The sequence below is a fragment of the Streptomyces sp. TAA040 genome (assembly GCF_000424845.1).
Map to the genome: position 1 here is coordinate 50,611 of NZ_AUKR01000006.1, position 15,411 is coordinate 66,021.

The window sequence follows — 15,411 nt, forward strand, 5'->3', positions numbered from 1 at the left end:
CATCGCCGGTCCGCCGCTCTACTCTCACCGGTATGACGGAATCGGACGAGCGCAATCCGGCAGCCACGGCACCGGCCGGAGTCCGCGGCGCGGCGGACGTGGTCACCCCGCGGCTCGTCGCCCGGCTCACCCGGCCGGTACCCGGCAGCGGCACCCTCGTCAGCCACGCCCCCGCCACCGGGAAGCCGCTCGCCGAACTGCCGCACTCGTCCCCCGAGGACGTCGCGACCGCGTTCGCCCGGGCACGCACCGCCCAGCAGGTGTGGGCCGAACGACCGGTGAGGCAGCGGGCAGCGGTGCTGCTGCGTTTCCACGACCTGCTGCTGGACCGGCAGTCCGAGGTGCTGGACCTGGTCCAGCTGGAGACCGGCAAGGCCCGGCTGCACGCCCATGAGGAGGTGCAGGGAGCCGCCGTCGCCGCCCGGCACTACGGCCGCCGCGCCGCCCGCTACCTGCGGCCCCGGCGGCGCCAGGGGGCCGTGCCGGTGCTCACCCGGGTGGTGGAGCTGCACCGGCCGCGCGGCGTGGTCGGGCAGATCGCCCCGTGGAACTACCCGCTCGAACTCTCCGTCGGCGACGCCCTCCCGGCGCTGGTGGCGGGCAACGCGGTGGTGCTCAAGCCCGACACCGAAACGGCGCTCACCGCCCTGTGGGCGCGCGAACTGCTGGTCGAGGCCGGGCTGCCCGGCGACCTGCTGCAGATCGTGCTCGGCGACGGCCCGGTCGTCGGCCGGGCGGTGGTCGAGCAGGGCGACTACGTGTCCTTCACCGGGTCCACCCGCACCGGACGGGAGGTCGCCCAGCGGGCGGCGACCCGGCTGGTGGGCTGCTCGCTGGAGCTCGGCGGAAAGAACGCCATGATCGTGCTGGACGACGCCGACCCGGACCGTGCCGCGGCGGGAGCCGTCCGGGCCTGCTTCGCCTCGGCGGGCCAGCTCTGCATCTCGGTCGAGCGTCTCTACGTCCACGAGGCGGTCGCCGAGGCGTTCCTCGAACGGTTCACGGCCAGGACCCGGGCCATGAAGCTGGGCAGCGCCCTGGCGTACGGGGCCGACATGGGCTCGCTCAGCTCGGCCCGCCAACTGGCCCACGTCACCCGGCACGTGGCGGAGGCGGTGGAGAAGGGCGCCACCGTGCTGGCCGGCGGCCGCGCCCGGCCGGACATCGGCCCGCTGTACCACGAGCCGACCGTGCTGGAGGGCGTCGAGCCGCCGATGGCCGTGTGCACCGAGGAGACCTTCGGCCCGGTCGTCTCGGTCACCCGCTTCACCGACCCGGCGGAGGCGGTCGCGCTGGCCAACGACACCCGGTACGGCCTGAACTCCAGCGTCTGGTCCGGCTCCACCCGCCGGGCCCGCGCGGTGGCCGCCCGGTTGCGCACCGGCACGGTGAACATCAACGAGGGCTACGCCGCCGCCTACGGCAGCGTGCGCGCCCCGATGGGCGGCATGGGCGAGTCCGGCATCGGCCGACGGCACGGCGCCGAGGGCATCCTCAAGTACACCGAGCCGCAGACCGTCGCCCAGCAGCGGCTGCTGCCGCTCGCGCCCTCCCTCGGGATGACCGACGAGACGTACAGCAAGGCCCTCACCGGTTCGCTCAGAGCCTTCAAACGGCTCGGACTGGGCTGACCCCGCCGCCTCGCCGACCAGCACTTCTTCCAGGAGGACTCCATGTCGCACGACAGGGCTGCCCGGAACCGGTCCGGCCCCGCCGATCCCGGGAGCGCCCCCCGGTCCCCCGACGCGGACGTGCCCGAGGCGTACGACTACGACGTGCTCGTGGTCGGCTCCGGGTTCGGCGGATCGGTCACCGCGCTCCGGCTGACCGAGAAGGGATACCGGGTCGGCGTCCTGGAGGCAGGCCGGCGGTTCACCCCCGGAACCCTGCCGAAGAACTCCTGGAACCTGCGCAACTACCTCTGGGCACCGGCACTCGGCCTGTACGGCCTCCAGCGCATCCACCTGCTGAGCAACGTGATGATCCTCGCCGGGGCCGGGGTGGGCGGCGGCTCGCTCAACTTCGCCAACACCCTCTACGTCCCCCCGGAGCCCTTCTTCCGGGACCGCCAGTGGAGCGGTATCACCGACTGGCAGGACGAGTTGCGGCCACACTACGACCAGGCGAGCCGGATGCTGGGAGTGCGGACCAATCCGACCGTCACTCCCTCCGACGTGCATCTCCGGGCCGCGGCCGAGCGGATGGGGGTGGGCGACACCTTCCACCTCGCCCCCGTCGGCGTCTTCTTCGGCGACGGCCGGGACGCCGACGGCCGGACCACCGCGGCCCCGGGCGAGGAGGTGCCCGACCCGTACTTCGGCGGCGCGGGTCCGGCCCGCCGGGCCTGCACGGAGTGCGGCGAGTGCATGACGGGCTGCCGGCGGGGCGCCAAGAACACCCTCACCGAGAACTACCTCCACCTCGCGGAGCACAACGGCGCCGAGGTGCGCCCGATGACGACCGTCACCGCGGTCGAGGAGGACAGCCGCGGCGGCTTCCTGGTCTCGACCGTCCGCACCGACCGGCGCCGCCGCGGGCCGGGGCGCGTGCTCACGGCCGGGCGGGTGGTGCTGGCCGCAGGCACCTACGGCACCCAGACCCTGCTGCACCGGATGCGCGACGAAGGCCGCCTGCCGCGGCTCTCCCCGCGGCTGGGCCACCTCACCCGGACGAACTCCGAGGCGCTCGTCGGCGCCCGGGCGGTCGAGCGCCGCTACCGGCGCAAGCACGGTCCGGACGCCCGGCCGGACTTCACCCGGGGGGTCGCGATCACCTCGTCCATCCACCCGGACGCCGACACCCACGTCGAGCCGGTGCGGTACGGCAGGGGGTCCAACGCGATGGGCGCGCTGACCACGCTCCAGCTCCGGCAGGGCAGCCGGCTGCCCGCGCTCCTCGCCCACCTGGTGACCTGCGCCCGGCAGCCGGTGCGGTTCCTGCGCTCGCTCTCCTACCGCAAGTGGTCGGAGCGGACCATCATCGGTCTGGTGATGCAGACCCACGACAACTCGCTCAGCACCTTCCGCAAGGACAAGGGCCTCGGCAAGGGCCTGCTCACCGCCCGCCAGGGGCACGGCGCGCCCAATCCGGTCCACATCCCGCAGGGGGCCGAGACGGCCCGGGCGCTCGCCGAGGAGGTGGGCGGTTTCGCCGGCACCAACGTCGGCGAGCTGCTGGGCACACCGCTGACCGCGCACTTCCTCGGTGGCTGCCCGATCGGCGCGGACGCCGGGACCGGTGTCATCGACCCGTACCACCGGCTCTGGGGCCACCCGGGCATCTCGGTGGTGGACGGGGCGGCCGTCTCGGCCAACCTGGGCGTCAACCCGTCACTGACGATCACCGCGCAAGCGGAACGCGCGATGTCGCTCTGGCCGAACAAGGGCACGCGCGACCCCCGGCCCGGGCAGGACGCGGCGTACGTCCGGCTGCCCGCGGTGCCGCCGACCGCACCCGCGGTGCCCGCCGAGGCGTTCGCGGCCCTCCGGCTGCCGGTCCTGCCCGCTCCTGTTGTGCCGCCGCGGCGCACCGGGTGAGTGCGGCCACCGGCCCGGCGGGTGCACGCCGGACCGGTGGCCCGTGCCGGGCCGGTACGGTGGCGCCGCCCTGGACGGTCCGAACTACGACGAGTGGGAGTACGTCGCTGATCCGGCCGACTGCCGGCCGCTGGCGAGCCTGGTCGGCAGCGGGCCGGTCGCGACGGTCAACCGTCAAGTGGAGCTCGGCGAGGTTCTGCCGGCCCCCGGCGTGGACGTCCCGTTGCGCTCCTACGAGAAGGGCAGCGCCGAGAAGGTGCTGAGCGACCTCGGGAAGGCCGGCATCGCCTGCGCGGACGGCTTCACCGAGGACCGCACCCTCGCCGAGGCGACGGTGGAGAAGGTGGAGGCGCCCGCGTTCGTCGACCACTCCGATCTCGTGGACGCGTCGGTCTCCTACCGACTGCACGTCCAGGACGTGGCGGACCCCGCACTGGTCCTCACCGGGTGCCTGACCGTGCTCCGGGCCGGTTCCACGACGATGGCCTTCCGGCTGGAGTCCATGGGCGAGAAGGACCGCGAGGAGGTGCCCGCCGAGCTGATCGAGGCCCAGCTCGACCGCTACGCTCAGCAGGCCGCCTCCTGAACCCGGGCCGGGGCCTTCGGGAGGCCCCGGGGAGGCCCCGCGGCCGGGGGCCGCCCCGAGGCGCTGATCGCTCCGAGGTACGGGCCGCCCCGAGGCGCTGATCGCTCCGAGGTACGGGCCGTTCCGAGGCGCTGATCGCCTCGGGGCCCGGTCCGCTGTGCGGCGGCCGGCTCCGGGCGTCCCCGAAAGCCGGCCGCCGCGTCGTGACCGGGCTGCTGTCCCCTGCCGTCCGGTCACTGCACCGGGGCGGGGTCCCACGACAGCCGTCCTCACCTCGTCGGGAGGACGGCGTCTCACCGCACCGGTGGCGCCACCCCGATGCCGCCGGATGCATCGACGGTCAGCGGGGACACCGGTAACAACGAGGTCCGCGGCGGACCGGTCACGCTCCGTACGAGTGACGGGACGGTCTCAGGTGCGGGGGCGCCCCACGCAACTGAGCAGGTACCGCACGCCCCGGCGCACCACGGCCTGCGGCGGGTCAGACCCGCCCCCGGGAGAGCTCCAGCAGGGTCATCGCCAGTGCGGTCCCGGGGCGTCCCAGCTCCTCGCGGTACCTCCCCAGGACCTCCATCTCGCGGGAGAGGCTCACCCGTCGGCCGCCGGAGCCGATCCGGGCGCTCTGCACCCGCGCGGAGACGTCCATCCGCTCCCGCACCAGGGCGATGATCCGCCGGTCGAGGGTGTCGATCCGCTGCCGGGAGCCGACGATCAACTCCGCCGCCTCCTCCGGGGACGGTTCCTCGGCGCCGGGGGCGGGGCCGGGGGACGCCGGATCGGCGGTTCGGGCGCCGTCGGACGTGCGGCCGTCGGCGCGGGCGGGGGCGGTGCGGCCGGGGGCCTGGGGGTGCATACGGGTCTCCTGGTGTGCTCGGGGGCCCCGGAACCGACCCGGCCCGCGACGGGAAACGACAGGCGCCCCGGGCCTTGATCGGCCCGGGGCGCCTGGGAAGGTCGTTGCGGTGCGGCTCAGCAGCGCAGCCGCGACCACCCGTGGCAGCCGGTCGGGCCGGTGCCATAGGTAAACCGGAAGTGGTTCCGGTGCGGGTGCTGAGTCACCCGGCCAGTATGCCCGGCGGGACGGGACATGGCCCATGCCGGGGCCGGTAGACTCGGGTCAATCCTCCCGCTCCACCGCCGAAAGGCCGCCCCGTGGCTTCTGTGCCCACCACGCCGCACGCCGGCAGCACCCCGCCCACCGCGCCGGAACCGGGCACCGACTCCGCCCCGGGCCGCGCCGGGACTCCGGACCCGGTCCTGGTGGTCGACTTCGGCGCCCAGTACGCCCAGCTCATCGCCCGCCGCGTCCGCGAGGCCCGGGTCTACAGCGAGGTGGTCCCGTCCACCATGCCGGTGGCCGAGATGCTGGCGAAGAACCCCAGGGCGATCGTGCTGTCCGGCGGACCCTCCTCGGTGTACGCCGAGGAGGCGCCCACGGTCGACCGCGCGCTGTTCGAGGCCGGGGTGCCGGTGTTCGGCATGTGCTACGGCTTCCAGCTGATGGCCCAGGTGCTCGGCGGTACGGTCGACAACACCGGTGCCCGCGAGTACGGCCGTACCGCGTTGAACGTCGCGAAGAACGGTTCGACCCTCTTCGAGGGCACCCCGGCCGACCAGCAGGTGTGGATGTCGCACGGCGACGCCTGCTCGGCCGCGCCCCCCGGCTTCGACGTCACCGCCTCGACCGGCGTCGTGCCGGTCGCCGCCTTCGAGAACGACGCGCAGAAGCTCTACGGCGTGCAGTACCACCCCGAGGTGATGCACTCCACCCACGGCCAGCAGGTCCTGGAGCACTTCCTCTACCGGGGCGCCGGCATCGCTCCGGACTGGACGGCGGGCAACATCGTCGAGGAGCAGGTGCAGGCGATCCGCGCCCGGGTCGGTACCAAGCGCGCGATCTGCGGCCTGTCCGGCGGGGTGGACTCCGCGGTTGCCGCCGCCCTGGTCCAGAAGGCCGTCGGCGAGCAGCTCACCTGCGTCTACGTCGACCACGGGCTGATGCGCAAAGGCGAGACCGAGCAGGTCGAGAAGGACTTCGTCGCCGCCACCGGGGTGCAGCTCAGGGTCGTCGACGCGGAGAAGCGCTTCCTCGACGCGCTCGCCGGAGTGAGCGACCCGGAGCAGAAGCGGAAGATCATCGGCCGGGAGTTCATCCGGGTCTTCGAGCAGGCGCAGGCCGAACTCGTCGCCGAGGCCGGTGCGGAGGGCGCCGAGGTGGCCTTCCTCGTGCAGGGCACCCTCTACCCGGACGTGGTCGAGTCCGGCGGCGGCACCGGCGCCGCCAACATCAAGTCGCACCACAACGTCGGCGGCCTGCCCGAGGACCTGGAGTTCGAACTGGTGGAGCCGCTGCGCCAGTTGTTCAAGGACGAGGTCCGGATGGTCGGCCAGGAGCTGGGCCTGCCGGAGGAGATCGTCCAGCGCCAGCCCTTCCCCGGCCCCGGCCTGGGCATCCGCATCATCGGCGAGGTCACCAAGGACCGCCTCGACCTGCTCCGCGAGGCCGACGCCATCGCCCGCGAGGAACTGACCGCGGCGGGCCTGGACCGGGACATCTGGCAGTGCCCGGTGGTGCTGCTGGCGGACGTCCGCTCCGTCGGGGTCCAGGGCGACGGACGCACCTACGGCCACCCGGTGGTACTGCGCCCGGTGTCCTCCGAGGACGCCATGACGGCCGACTGGTCGCGGCTCCCGTACGACGTGCTGGCGAAGATCTCCACCCGGATCACCAACGAGGTGGCCGAGGTCAACCGGGTCACCCTGGACGTCACCAGCAAGCCCCCGGGCACCATCGAGTGGGAGTGACCCCCGGCCGGGCGCGGTGCGCCCGGCCGGGGAACGAGGACGGCCCGGGCCGCCTCCCGCCCCGACGGGAGGCGGCCCGGCCCGGTCGCGGCCCGGCGGCCGCATCCGCCTCAGGCGGAGCCGACCGACTGGCGGTAGTGGAAGACGTGCCCCGGGTCGTAGTGCCGCTTGACGGCGACGAGCCGCTCGTAGTTGCCGCCGTAGTAGGCGCGCGTCCAGTCGGCGAGGTCCGGGTCGGGGAAGTTCACGTAGGCGGCCTTGGTGCCCAGCAGCCCGGTGAGCGTGCGGTGGACGGCGCCGGTCTGCTCCAGCAGCCGCCGCACCGCCTCCGGCAGTGCGGCCGCTTCCGCCGGGTCCCAGTGCGTGCCGATGTCCACGACGAAGGTGGCGTCGCGGTGCGGATACGCCGTCTCCTCGGCTCCGGGCAGGGCAGCGGCGCCGCCCATCGCGAAGAGGGTGACGTACCCGGCGCTGCCCGGGCCGCCGGAGCGCCAGTCCTGTGCCCACCCGGCGATCGTCTCGACCGTGCGGTCGTCCAGCGGACGGTTCGGCACGAGGGACCTCGTCGCCATCGCCGCGCGGCCGGGCCCGGCCATCAGACGGTCCTGCGCGGCCCAGAAGTGCCGCTGCTCCAGCGTCCCGGTGCGGGGACGCAGTGCGAGCACCGGACGGAGCAACCGCCGCAGCCGGTCCTCGTCGCCCAGGTACTGCCCCAGCAGGGCGGCCCGGGCGGGCTCCCCGGCGGAGCGGGAGAAGCTGAGCCGGACATCGAGGTCACCTGCGCGGTCCCGTTCCAGGGCCTCCTGCACGGCGGCGGCCAGCGCGACGGACGCGTCCACCGGGAAGCTCAGGTCGAAGACGGTCGCGACCTGCCGGTCCACCGGGACGGCGCGGAAGGTGAACCCGGTGTTGATGCCGAAGTTGCCGCCGGCCCCTCCCCGGCAGGCCCAGAACAGCTCGCTGTTCTCGCGCTCGCTCGCCCGTACCAGGGCGCCGTCGGCGAGGACGACCTCGGTTTCCAGCAGCCGGTCGCAGGTCAGCCCCCACTTGCGGTCGTTGAAGCCCAGCCCGCCCCCGAGCGTCAGACCGGCCACCCCGACCTCCGGGCAGCGGCCGCCGGGGACGTACAGGTTCGACGAACGGGCCCGGTACACGTCCGAGTTGGTGGCGCCGCCGCCGACCCGGAGCGACCGGCCGTGCGGGGTGACGGCGTGCATCGGGCGCAGCGAGATCAGCAGGCCGGTGGTGGTGGAGTGGCCGGCGTAGTTGTGGCCGCCGGAGCGGGCCACCAGCGGGACGCCGTGTACGGACGCCCAGCGGACGGCCGTCTGCACGTCCTTCGCCTCGGCGCAGGTCACGATCCCGGCAGGGCGGACGTGCGCGTACCGGAGGTTGTCCGGGTCCGCGAGCTTTCGGTACCCGGACCCGCCGGGCCGGTGCAGCCCGGCGCCGGGGCCGAGAGCCCGCCCCAGCGCGCGCCAGGCGGCGGCCTCGGGCTCCCCGCCTGCCGTGGCGGGCGCGCCTGCGGGCGGACCGGTGTGGACGGCTGCGGCGGCCTGCCCGCCGGCCGCGCCGACGGCCGTTCCGGTGGCCAGCGCGGCGGCGGTGGCCCGTGCGCCGAGGCGCAGGACCTCACGGCGGTGGTGCATGGGTGCTCCGGGATGCGCGGGGACGGCAGGACGGACGGCTCGTCGCGTCCGCGCCGTCCGGGCGGCCCCGCGGGCAGCCTGGACGGGGTGCGCGACGCCCCGAGTAAACACCGGCCGCTCCTCGGCAGCGGATCATTGAATGTCGAACGTGTCCGGCCGCCCTGTCCCTTCCGGGCGCTCAGTGCCCGCGAAACCACGGCGATCCCGGGCGCAACCGTCAGCATCGGGCACAGTCGCTTCACTCGCACGGGAGCGTCGGCGCGTCACGCCGGGGGCCTCACGGGCTCCCCGGGCGACGCCGTTCCGTGCGCGGGGGATCACGCAAAGCCACCACTACCACGTGGTTTTCGTTCCCGCATCCCGGGCACTCGGCAGTTCCACGGCCGCACAGGCGGCAGCGCCCACCCGGTGTCGCTGCCGATGCGCCACGAAGGAGGAACGGTCATGTTGAAGGCAATCGCTGATGTCCTGCGTTCGATCGGCGGCGCCATCGCTACCGTCGTCACGCTGCCTTTCCGCGCTGTGGCGCGGCTTTTCGGAGGCGCTTCGTCAAGCGCCCGCGGTCGCCACTGAGCCGACCGGGCACACCGAGGGGCGGACGCCGAAGCGTGCCGCCGCGGGCGGGGCCGGGAACCGACGGGTTCCCGGCCCCGCCCGTTTCGTGCCGGAGGCGCCCGGGGCGTGCCGACGGCACGCCACCCGCACTCACGCGCGGTCGCGGCTCCCGAGCCGGGAGACGAACGCGGCCCAGGCCGCGGGGGAGAGGTGAAGCTGCGCACCCCCGGGCCGCTTGGAGTCCCGGACGGCTATGTCCTCCGAGGCGTAACGGACTTCCACGCAGTCGCCGTTCTGCATGCTGTGGGTGCTCTTGAACCAGTCGGAGCGGGTCGAGGGGGTCATGAGTACGTCCCTTGGGGTGAGGTCAGTTCGTCAGCGATCCGGAGAATGAGGGTCTCCGAATCCAACGGGCTGAGGGCGGACGCTCGCAGGTGGTTGAACACGTCCCCGTAGTGCGCCGTGTCATCGGCTGCCTCCAGGTAGGCATGGCTGGTGAAGTGCTCCAGAAGGACGACCTCCAGCTGAGCGGGAGCCGGAAAGCCGTAGAGCGTGAAAGGGAGCATCCCGCCCCGGCAGGCGCCGACGGTGAAGGGCAGTACTTGCAGCGTAACGTTGGACAACTGGGCTGTCTCGACAAGATGCAGCAACTGCCCGCGCAGAACGGACGGACCGCCCACCTGCTGGCGCAGTGCCGCCTCCCCGAGGATGACCCACAGGTCCAACGGGTCCCTCTCGGTCCGGGTGAGAGCTTTCTGACGCTCCAACCTAATGCCCAGCCGCGTGCGCTGGCCATCGGTGAGAGGTCCGGCGCTGCCTCCCTGGACGACTGCGGTCGCGTACTGCTCTGTCTGGAGCAGCCCGTGCACCGTGCTGGGCTGGAAGCTGCGGCAAGCGGCCACCTCCTGCTCCAGACCGACCAATTCGAGGAAATCCTGCGGCAGTCGGTCCTCCAGGACGCGCCACCGGCGTTGGCGGCGACTCTCCCGGGCGAGGGCCAGCCACGACTCGCGAACTGATTCCTCCCGCACGCCGTAGAGACTCAGCAGCTCCCTCAGGTCGAGCTGGCGAATCCCGCTGCGCCCCGACTCGATGCGGCTCACCTTGCCCGGATGGCAGCTCAGGCGGGAGGCCGCATCTTCGAGGTGGAGCCCCTTCTCCTCCCGCAAGCGCCGCAGGTTGGTCCCCAGAACTCGGCGTCGAACAGTGGGCCGCAGCTCACCAGGCATCCCCATCTCCCTCACCTGACGGTTCAACGGCATGGTGCCACAGGACCCTGAGGTGATCTGGATTGCAACTCGTTCAAGTTGCTTCGCTCGCATCCCGGGCGACGAACAGACATGCTTCGAAGGGTGATCGGGCAAGTACTGAGCGTGCCGAGCCGTCGGTGCAGTCCGGAGTGCTGCCCGTCGGCATGTATGGGAAAAGGGAGACTCATGGGTGACCAACGCGCCTTGCTCGCCGCTCTTCTCCGAGAAGACCGCCTCGACTACACGCCGTTCGCGGGGAGTGTGCAGCTTGCGCGCCGTCGAGTGGCGCGGCTCCTGTGCGAGTGGGGCCACCCCGACGTGGCGGGGGACGTCGCCCTCGTCGTCAGCGAGTTGGCCGGGAATGCCGTGCTGCACGGCTCCGTGCGGGGGCGGTTCTTCCGGGTCCATCTCATGTTGACGGCCTCGGTGGTCCGGGTGGAGGTCACCGACCCCCGCGGCGAACGCCGGGTCCGGCGGCGGGAGGCCGGCGACGAGGAGATGTTCGGTCGCGGCCTGGCGATCGTGGAAGCGCTGGTCTCCCGGTGGGGCGTCCTCCCCCGCACGGTGGGCAAGACGGTGTGGGCCGAGTGCGACCTGCGGTAGCCCCGGGCCGACGGTGGCGCGTCGGCCCGGGCACCTGCCGCTGCCCCGTGCGTCAGACCAGGCGGCGGGCGGTGGCCCAGCGGGTGAGTTCGTGGCGGTTGGAGAGCTGGAGCTTGCGCAGTACCGCGGAGACGTGCGACTCGACGGTCTTCACCGAGATGAAGAGCTGCTTGGCGATCTCCTTGTAGGCGTAGCCGCGGGCGATCAGCCGCAGCACCTCGCGCTCGCGCTGGGTCAGCCGGTCCAGGTCCTCGTCGAGAGGCGGGGCGTCGGTGGAGGCGAAGGCGTCCAGGACGAAGCCGGCCAGCCGCGGGGAGAACACCGCGTCGCCGTCGGCCACCTGGAAGACGGCGCCGACCAGGTCCTTGCCGGTGATGGTCTTGGTGACGTACCCGCGGGCGCCGCCCCGGATGACGCCGATGACGTCCTCGGCCGCGTCGGAGACGGAGAGCGCCAGGAACCGGACGGGGGACCGGGAGTCGGCCGTCATCGACGCGCTGCGGCGCAGCACCTCCACGCCGCCCCCGCCCGGCAGGTGCACGTCGAGCAGCACGACCTCGGGGCGGGTGGCGGTGATGACCGAGACGGCCTGGTCGACGTCGCCCGCCTCGCCGACGACCTCGACGCCGGTGGTGTCCGTCTCGCCGATCTCGGCCTGCACTCCGGCGCGGAACATGCGATGGTCGTCGACCAGCACCACCCGCACCTGCCGCTCCGGTCCGCCCGAGCCCGCCGCCCCGCCCGTACCGCTGCCCGCCGCCGCGCCCGAACCGTCGCCCGGCACCGTGCCGCCCCGGTCCGCGCCGGTGCTGCCGCCCACGGGTTCCCCGGCAGCGCCGCCGCCCCCGCCGATGTGCTCGCTCATGATTCCGCCCTCTCCATCTCCAGCTCGACCTCGGTGCCCTCGCCCGCTTCGGAGCGGATACGCGCCGTGCCGCCGTTGCGTTCCATCCGGCCGATCACGGACTCCCGCACGCCCATCCGGTCCGCGGGGACCGCGTCCGGGTCGAAGCCGGGACCGCGGTCGCGGACGGAGACGAACACCGTCCGGCCCTCCACCTCGGCGAAGACCTGTACCGCGCCCCCTCTGCCACCGTACTTGGCGGCGTTCACCATCGCCTCGCGCGCGGCCTGGACCTGGGCGCTCAACCGGTCGTCGAGCGGGCAGTCGCCCACGCACACCACCTCCACCGGGACGCCGTGGTGGTCTTCGACCTCCGCGGCGGTCGCCTTCACCGCCTCCGCCAGGGTGCTCGGTTCGTCCTCGGCCTCCTTGCCGCTGCCCTCGCCGCCCCGGTACAGCCAGGCCCGCAGCTCCCGTTCCTGGGCGCGGGCCAGCCGGGCGACCTCCCGGGGCTGCTCGGCGTTCCGCTGGATCAGGGTCAGGGTGTGCAGCACGGAATCGTGCACGTGCGCGGCGACCTCGGCCCGCTCCTGGGCGCGTATCCGCATCATCCGCTCCTCGGACAGGTCCTGGGTGATGCGGACCAGGTACGGGCCCGCGAGCAGCGCGATGCCCACCAGCACCGCGATGGAGGCCTGGAGCACGGCGCCCAACTGGCGTCCGGATCCCTGGATGAAGACGAAGCCGGTCACCCCCGCACCGACCAGGATGGCTCCGGCGGCGCTGCGGGCGACCGGCAGCAGCCGGTGCCGGCGGCCGACCTCCGTCCAGCGCGCGCGCCGCGCGTTGTCCGCCTGCCGCCACACCACCGCCACGCCGATGCCCATCAGCAGCAGGGGCCAGACGTAGGCGTTGGCCGAGCCGAACTGGAGGTTGTCCACCAGCGCGACCATCGACATGACCAGCACCAGGAAGGCGAGCACCTGACCCTTGTCCGGACGGCGGCGCACCCCCTGGCCCGCCGCACCGGCGCGGGGGGTGTGCCGTCCGGCGTCCACGCCACCGGTGCCGAGCGGCACCACGAACCAGAAGACCGCGTAGAGCAGGGCGCCCAGACCGCTGGTGAAGAGCAGCAGCAGGAACACCGTGCGGACCCAGAACACCGGCAGCGCCAGGTGCCCGGCCAGCCCGCGGGCGACCCCGCCGAGCCAGCGCCCCTCGGAACTGCGGTAGAGCTTGCGCAGCGCGTTCCCCTCGGCAGCGGTGGCGGAGGCGGTGGTCATGGAACCGATCGTCACACGGGCGCGGGCGCGCGGGCATCAGGGTCGGCCCCTGAGGAGTCCCGGAGCGGGGAACTCAGGGACACCTCGGGGCCGCTCCCGGATACCGTCGGTGCCGCCCGACGGCCAGGATGGACACATGACGAAGGACCATGGTGCCGGCCCGGCCCCCTCCGGGACCCGCGGGGCCGCGGCGGGGCCGGTGGCCGACCCGGAGCGCCCGCCGGTGCCGCGGCTGGAACGCAGCCCGCGGCACAAGGTGGTGGCCGGGGTGTGCGGCGGACTGGGCCGGCACTTCGGTGTCGACCCGGTGATCTTCCGGGTGCCACTGGGGGTGCTGTCGGTGGTCGGCGGCCTCGGCCTGCTCTTCTACGGCTTCGCCTGGCTGCTGATCCCGCTGGAGGGGGAGCGCGAGAACGAGGGCCGCCGGATGCTCTCCGGCCGCGTGGAGGGCGCGTCGCTGGCGGCCGTGCTGTGCGCCCTCGCGGGCAGTGGCCTGGTGCTGGCCTCGACGGGCGGCCGGAACAGCAGCATCTCCTTCTCCCTGATGGTGACGGTGGCCGTGGGCGCCGCCGTGTACTGGGCCCGCAACCGCCGCGCGGAGACCGACGACAATCTGGAGCCGCTGCCGGACACACCGCCGGAGGCGAAGGCGCCGCCGGTCCCCTCCTCGCCGTCCTGGTGGCGCGACCCCACCACCCGCGACTCCGGCTACCTGTGGGGCCCGGAGGACGCCGAGGAGACGCAGGTCGCCCGGGCGCCGCGGAAACCGGTGGTGCCGGCGGGCGGTGCGAAGCCGGTCAGGCCGCCCAGGGAGCGCTCGCTCGGCGGGATCACGCTGCTGGGCGCGGTGGCCGCGGGCTCGGCGGCCACCGCCGCGGCGTGGACCGCCCATCCGCTGGGGACGGCGCTGGTCATCGGGCTCAGCTGCGCGCTCGCCGTCTTCGGGCTGGGGCTGACGCTCAGCGCGTTCGCCGGTCGCACAGGCCCGGGCACGGTGTTCTGCGTGGTGCTCACCTCGGTGGCGCTGGCCGCAGCCGCCGCACTGCCGCAGCAGATCACCACGGACTGGACGGCCGCCTCCTGGGCGCCGGAGCGTCCGGCCGAGGTGCGTTCCACCTACCGGCTCGGCACCGGATCGGCGGAGCTGGACCTGTCGGGCGTGGCCGTGCCCGCCGACCGGACCCTGCGGACCGCGGTCGACGTCGCCGCGGGGCAGGTGACCGTCATCGCCCCGGAGGGCACCGCCGTCGAGCTGGGGATCGAACTCGGTGCCGGCGGCTACCGGCTGCCTGCCGAACGGGAGGACCCGGGCGGCGCGGGAGTGGACGGCGGCGGCGTCAACGTGAGCAGGGACCTCGACCTCGGGCCCCGCGAGGACGCCGACTCCGGCACGCTGGTGGTCGAGATCCGGCTCGGCGTCGGGGAGGTCGTGGTCGTGGAGGGCGCGGCGCCGGGCAGCGGCGCCGGCGGGCGCCAGAAGCCCGGTGGCGGGGAAGCGGAGGGGAGACGATGACGCACAGGTCGGGTACGGGGCCGGGGGCGCCGTCCGGTGGCGGCCTGCGCCGTCCGCCGGACGGCGCCCCCGCTGCGGCCTTCGGGGGCCGGCGGGCGCCGGAGCACGCCGGGCGGGCGCGGCGTCCGTTCGCGCCTGCCCGGCTGCTGCTCGGCCTCTCGCTGCTGGGCATCGCGGCGCTGTTCCTGCTCCGGGCCACCGGCTCGCTGGAGGTCTCGTACGTCGTGCTGGTGCTGCTGCTGCCGAGCGCCATGGTGCTGTCCGGCCTGCTGGGCGGAGCGGTGTCGCTGTTCCGTCGCCGCTCCCGGCGCGGTGCCCTCCCCGGTGACTGACGCGGTGGCGGTCCCGGCCGGCGGGGACGCCGGGACGGCCGGGCAGGGCGTGGAAGCGCGAGGGTGTCAGCCGATCTGCTCCACCAGTTCGACGATGACCCCCTCCGGGCCGCGGACGTAGCAGAGCCGATGGCCGTCTTCGTACTGCTCCACCTCGCCGACGAGCACGTACCGGTAGCGGCCGCCGACGCGCAGATCGACCCGGACGTCCTCGCGTGGCGTGGTGGCGCCCCGGGGATGCAGCCACCGGGCCGTCTGCCCGGGCTCGGTCCACGCCCGCCATACGAGGTCGCGCGGGGCATCCAGCACCCTGGTGAGGGTGAAGCCCTGCATGTCGATCGGCTTCGCACCTTCGGTCATCGGTCGTTCGTCCCTTCGTCACGTCGGTCCGGAGCCGCTTCCGCGTCCTGCTCGCGTCTCATCTCGCGCAGCCGGTCTTCCAGCAGGTCGAAGCT

At 73.8% G+C, this 15,411-nt stretch carries 15 protein-coding genes; 8 read left to right on the plus strand and 7 right to left on the minus strand.

Features of this window, described 5'->3' with window-relative positions:
- Positions 1 to 32: 32 nt before the first annotated feature.
- The 3 genes from H300_RS0105935 to H300_RS0105945 are packed head-to-tail and all read left to right on the plus strand — an operon-like array spanning position 33 to position 4,122.
- Positions 33 to 1,631 (plus strand): succinic semialdehyde dehydrogenase, encoded by a 1,599-nt coding sequence (locus H300_RS0105935; RefSeq protein ID WP_028426707.1) that lies wholly within the window; start codon positions 33 to 35, stop codon positions 1,629 to 1,631.
- Positions 1,632 to 1,673: 42 nt separating this feature from the next.
- Complete coding sequence (locus H300_RS0105940; RefSeq protein WP_028426708.1) at positions 1,674 to 3,536, plus strand: GMC family oxidoreductase; 1,863 nt, start codon at positions 1,674 to 1,676, stop codon at positions 3,534 to 3,536.
- 43 nt (positions 3,537 to 3,579) lie between these two features.
- Entirely contained in the window at positions 3,580 to 4,122 is a 543-nt protein-coding gene (locus H300_RS0105945) for a hypothetical protein (protein WP_028426709.1), read from the plus strand.
- A 481-nt stretch (positions 4,123 to 4,603) separates the two neighbouring features.
- Here H300_RS0105945 and H300_RS29800 read toward each other — a convergent pair whose 3' ends face one another.
- Positions 4,604 to 4,975 carry a chorismate mutase gene (locus H300_RS29800; protein ID WP_078515744.1) on the minus strand — a complete coding sequence of 124 codons (372 nt, stop codon included), beginning with the start codon at positions 4,973 to 4,975 and terminating at the stop codon, positions 4,604 to 4,606.
- 407 nt (positions 4,976 to 5,382) lie between these two features.
- Between H300_RS29800 and guaA the strand changes: the two genes are divergently transcribed.
- Positions 5,383 to 6,927: a glutamine-hydrolyzing GMP synthase gene (gene guaA / locus H300_RS25185; protein ID WP_486583600.1), complete on the plus strand. Its 1,545-nt coding sequence runs from the start codon at positions 5,383 to 5,385 to the stop codon at positions 6,925 to 6,927.
- 110 nt (positions 6,928 to 7,037) lie between these two features.
- On the opposite strand, the gene H300_RS25190 is transcribed toward guaA, so the two are convergent.
- Complete coding sequence (locus tag H300_RS25190; protein ID WP_051269542.1) at positions 7,038 to 8,576, minus strand: FAD-binding oxidoreductase; 1,539 nt, start codon at positions 8,574 to 8,576, stop codon at positions 7,038 to 7,040.
- A 444-nt stretch (positions 8,577 to 9,020) separates the two neighbouring features.
- On the opposite strand from H300_RS25190, the gene H300_RS32185 reads away from it, so the two are divergent.
- The gene (locus H300_RS32185) at positions 9,021 to 9,149 is read left to right on the plus strand and encodes an LPFR motif small protein (protein WP_486583572.1); all 129 of its coding nucleotides are present in this window, start codon (positions 9,021 to 9,023) and stop codon (positions 9,147 to 9,149) included.
- 132 nt (positions 9,150 to 9,281) lie between these two features.
- Here the strand turns inward: H300_RS32185 and H300_RS0105965 are convergent, their stop codons facing one another.
- Both H300_RS0105965 and H300_RS0105970 read right to left on the minus strand, forming a co-directional pair.
- Positions 9,282 to 9,476, minus strand: a complete 195-nt coding sequence (locus H300_RS0105965; RefSeq protein WP_028426710.1) for a DUF397 domain-containing protein — start codon at positions 9,474 to 9,476, stop codon at positions 9,282 to 9,284.
- Positions 9,473 to 10,360 (minus strand): Scr1 family TA system antitoxin-like transcriptional regulator, encoded by an 888-nt coding sequence (locus tag H300_RS0105970; RefSeq protein WP_028426711.1) that lies wholly within the window; start codon positions 10,358 to 10,360, stop codon positions 9,473 to 9,475. The genes H300_RS0105965 and H300_RS0105970 overlap by 4 nt, the downstream gene beginning before the upstream one ends.
- Positions 10,361 to 10,567: 207 nt before the next feature.
- Between H300_RS0105970 and H300_RS0105975 the strand changes: the two genes are divergently transcribed.
- Positions 10,568 to 10,984, plus strand: coding sequence for an ATP-binding protein (locus H300_RS0105975; protein WP_037979270.1), 417 nt, complete (start codon positions 10,568 to 10,570; stop codon positions 10,982 to 10,984).
- A gap of 52 nt (positions 10,985 to 11,036) precedes the next feature.
- Here H300_RS0105975 and H300_RS0105980 read toward each other — a convergent pair whose 3' ends face one another.
- Together H300_RS0105980 and H300_RS0105985 are read right to left on the minus strand one after the other, a co-directional pair.
- On the minus strand, positions 11,037 to 11,849 hold the full coding sequence (locus H300_RS0105980) for a LuxR C-terminal-related transcriptional regulator (RefSeq protein WP_486583573.1): 813 nt from the start codon (positions 11,847 to 11,849) through the stop codon (positions 11,037 to 11,039).
- Positions 11,846 to 13,111: a PspC domain-containing protein gene (locus H300_RS0105985; protein WP_028426714.1), complete on the minus strand. Its 1,266-nt coding sequence runs from the start codon at positions 13,109 to 13,111 to the stop codon at positions 11,846 to 11,848. Before H300_RS0105985 ends, H300_RS0105980 begins: the two co-directional genes overlap by 4 nt.
- Positions 13,112 to 13,247: 136 nt before the next feature.
- On the opposite strand from H300_RS0105985, the gene H300_RS25195 reads away from it, so the two are divergent.
- The gene (locus H300_RS25195; protein WP_051269544.1) at positions 13,248 to 14,624 is read left to right on the plus strand and encodes a PspC domain-containing protein; all 1,377 of its coding nucleotides are present in this window, start codon (positions 13,248 to 13,250) and stop codon (positions 14,622 to 14,624) included.
- The gene (locus H300_RS29115) at positions 14,621 to 14,956 is read left to right on the plus strand and encodes a hypothetical protein (protein ID WP_051269546.1); all 336 of its coding nucleotides are present in this window, start codon (positions 14,621 to 14,623) and stop codon (positions 14,954 to 14,956) included. Before H300_RS25195 ends, H300_RS29115 begins: the two co-directional genes overlap by 4 nt.
- Before the next feature lie 66 nt (positions 14,957 to 15,022).
- On the opposite strand, the gene H300_RS25200 is transcribed toward H300_RS29115, so the two are convergent.
- The gene (locus H300_RS25200) at positions 15,023 to 15,316 is read right to left on the minus strand and encodes an SRPBCC domain-containing protein (RefSeq protein ID WP_051269548.1); all 294 of its coding nucleotides are present in this window, start codon (positions 15,314 to 15,316) and stop codon (positions 15,023 to 15,025) included.
- Between the last annotated feature and the right edge of the window lie 95 nt (positions 15,317 to 15,411).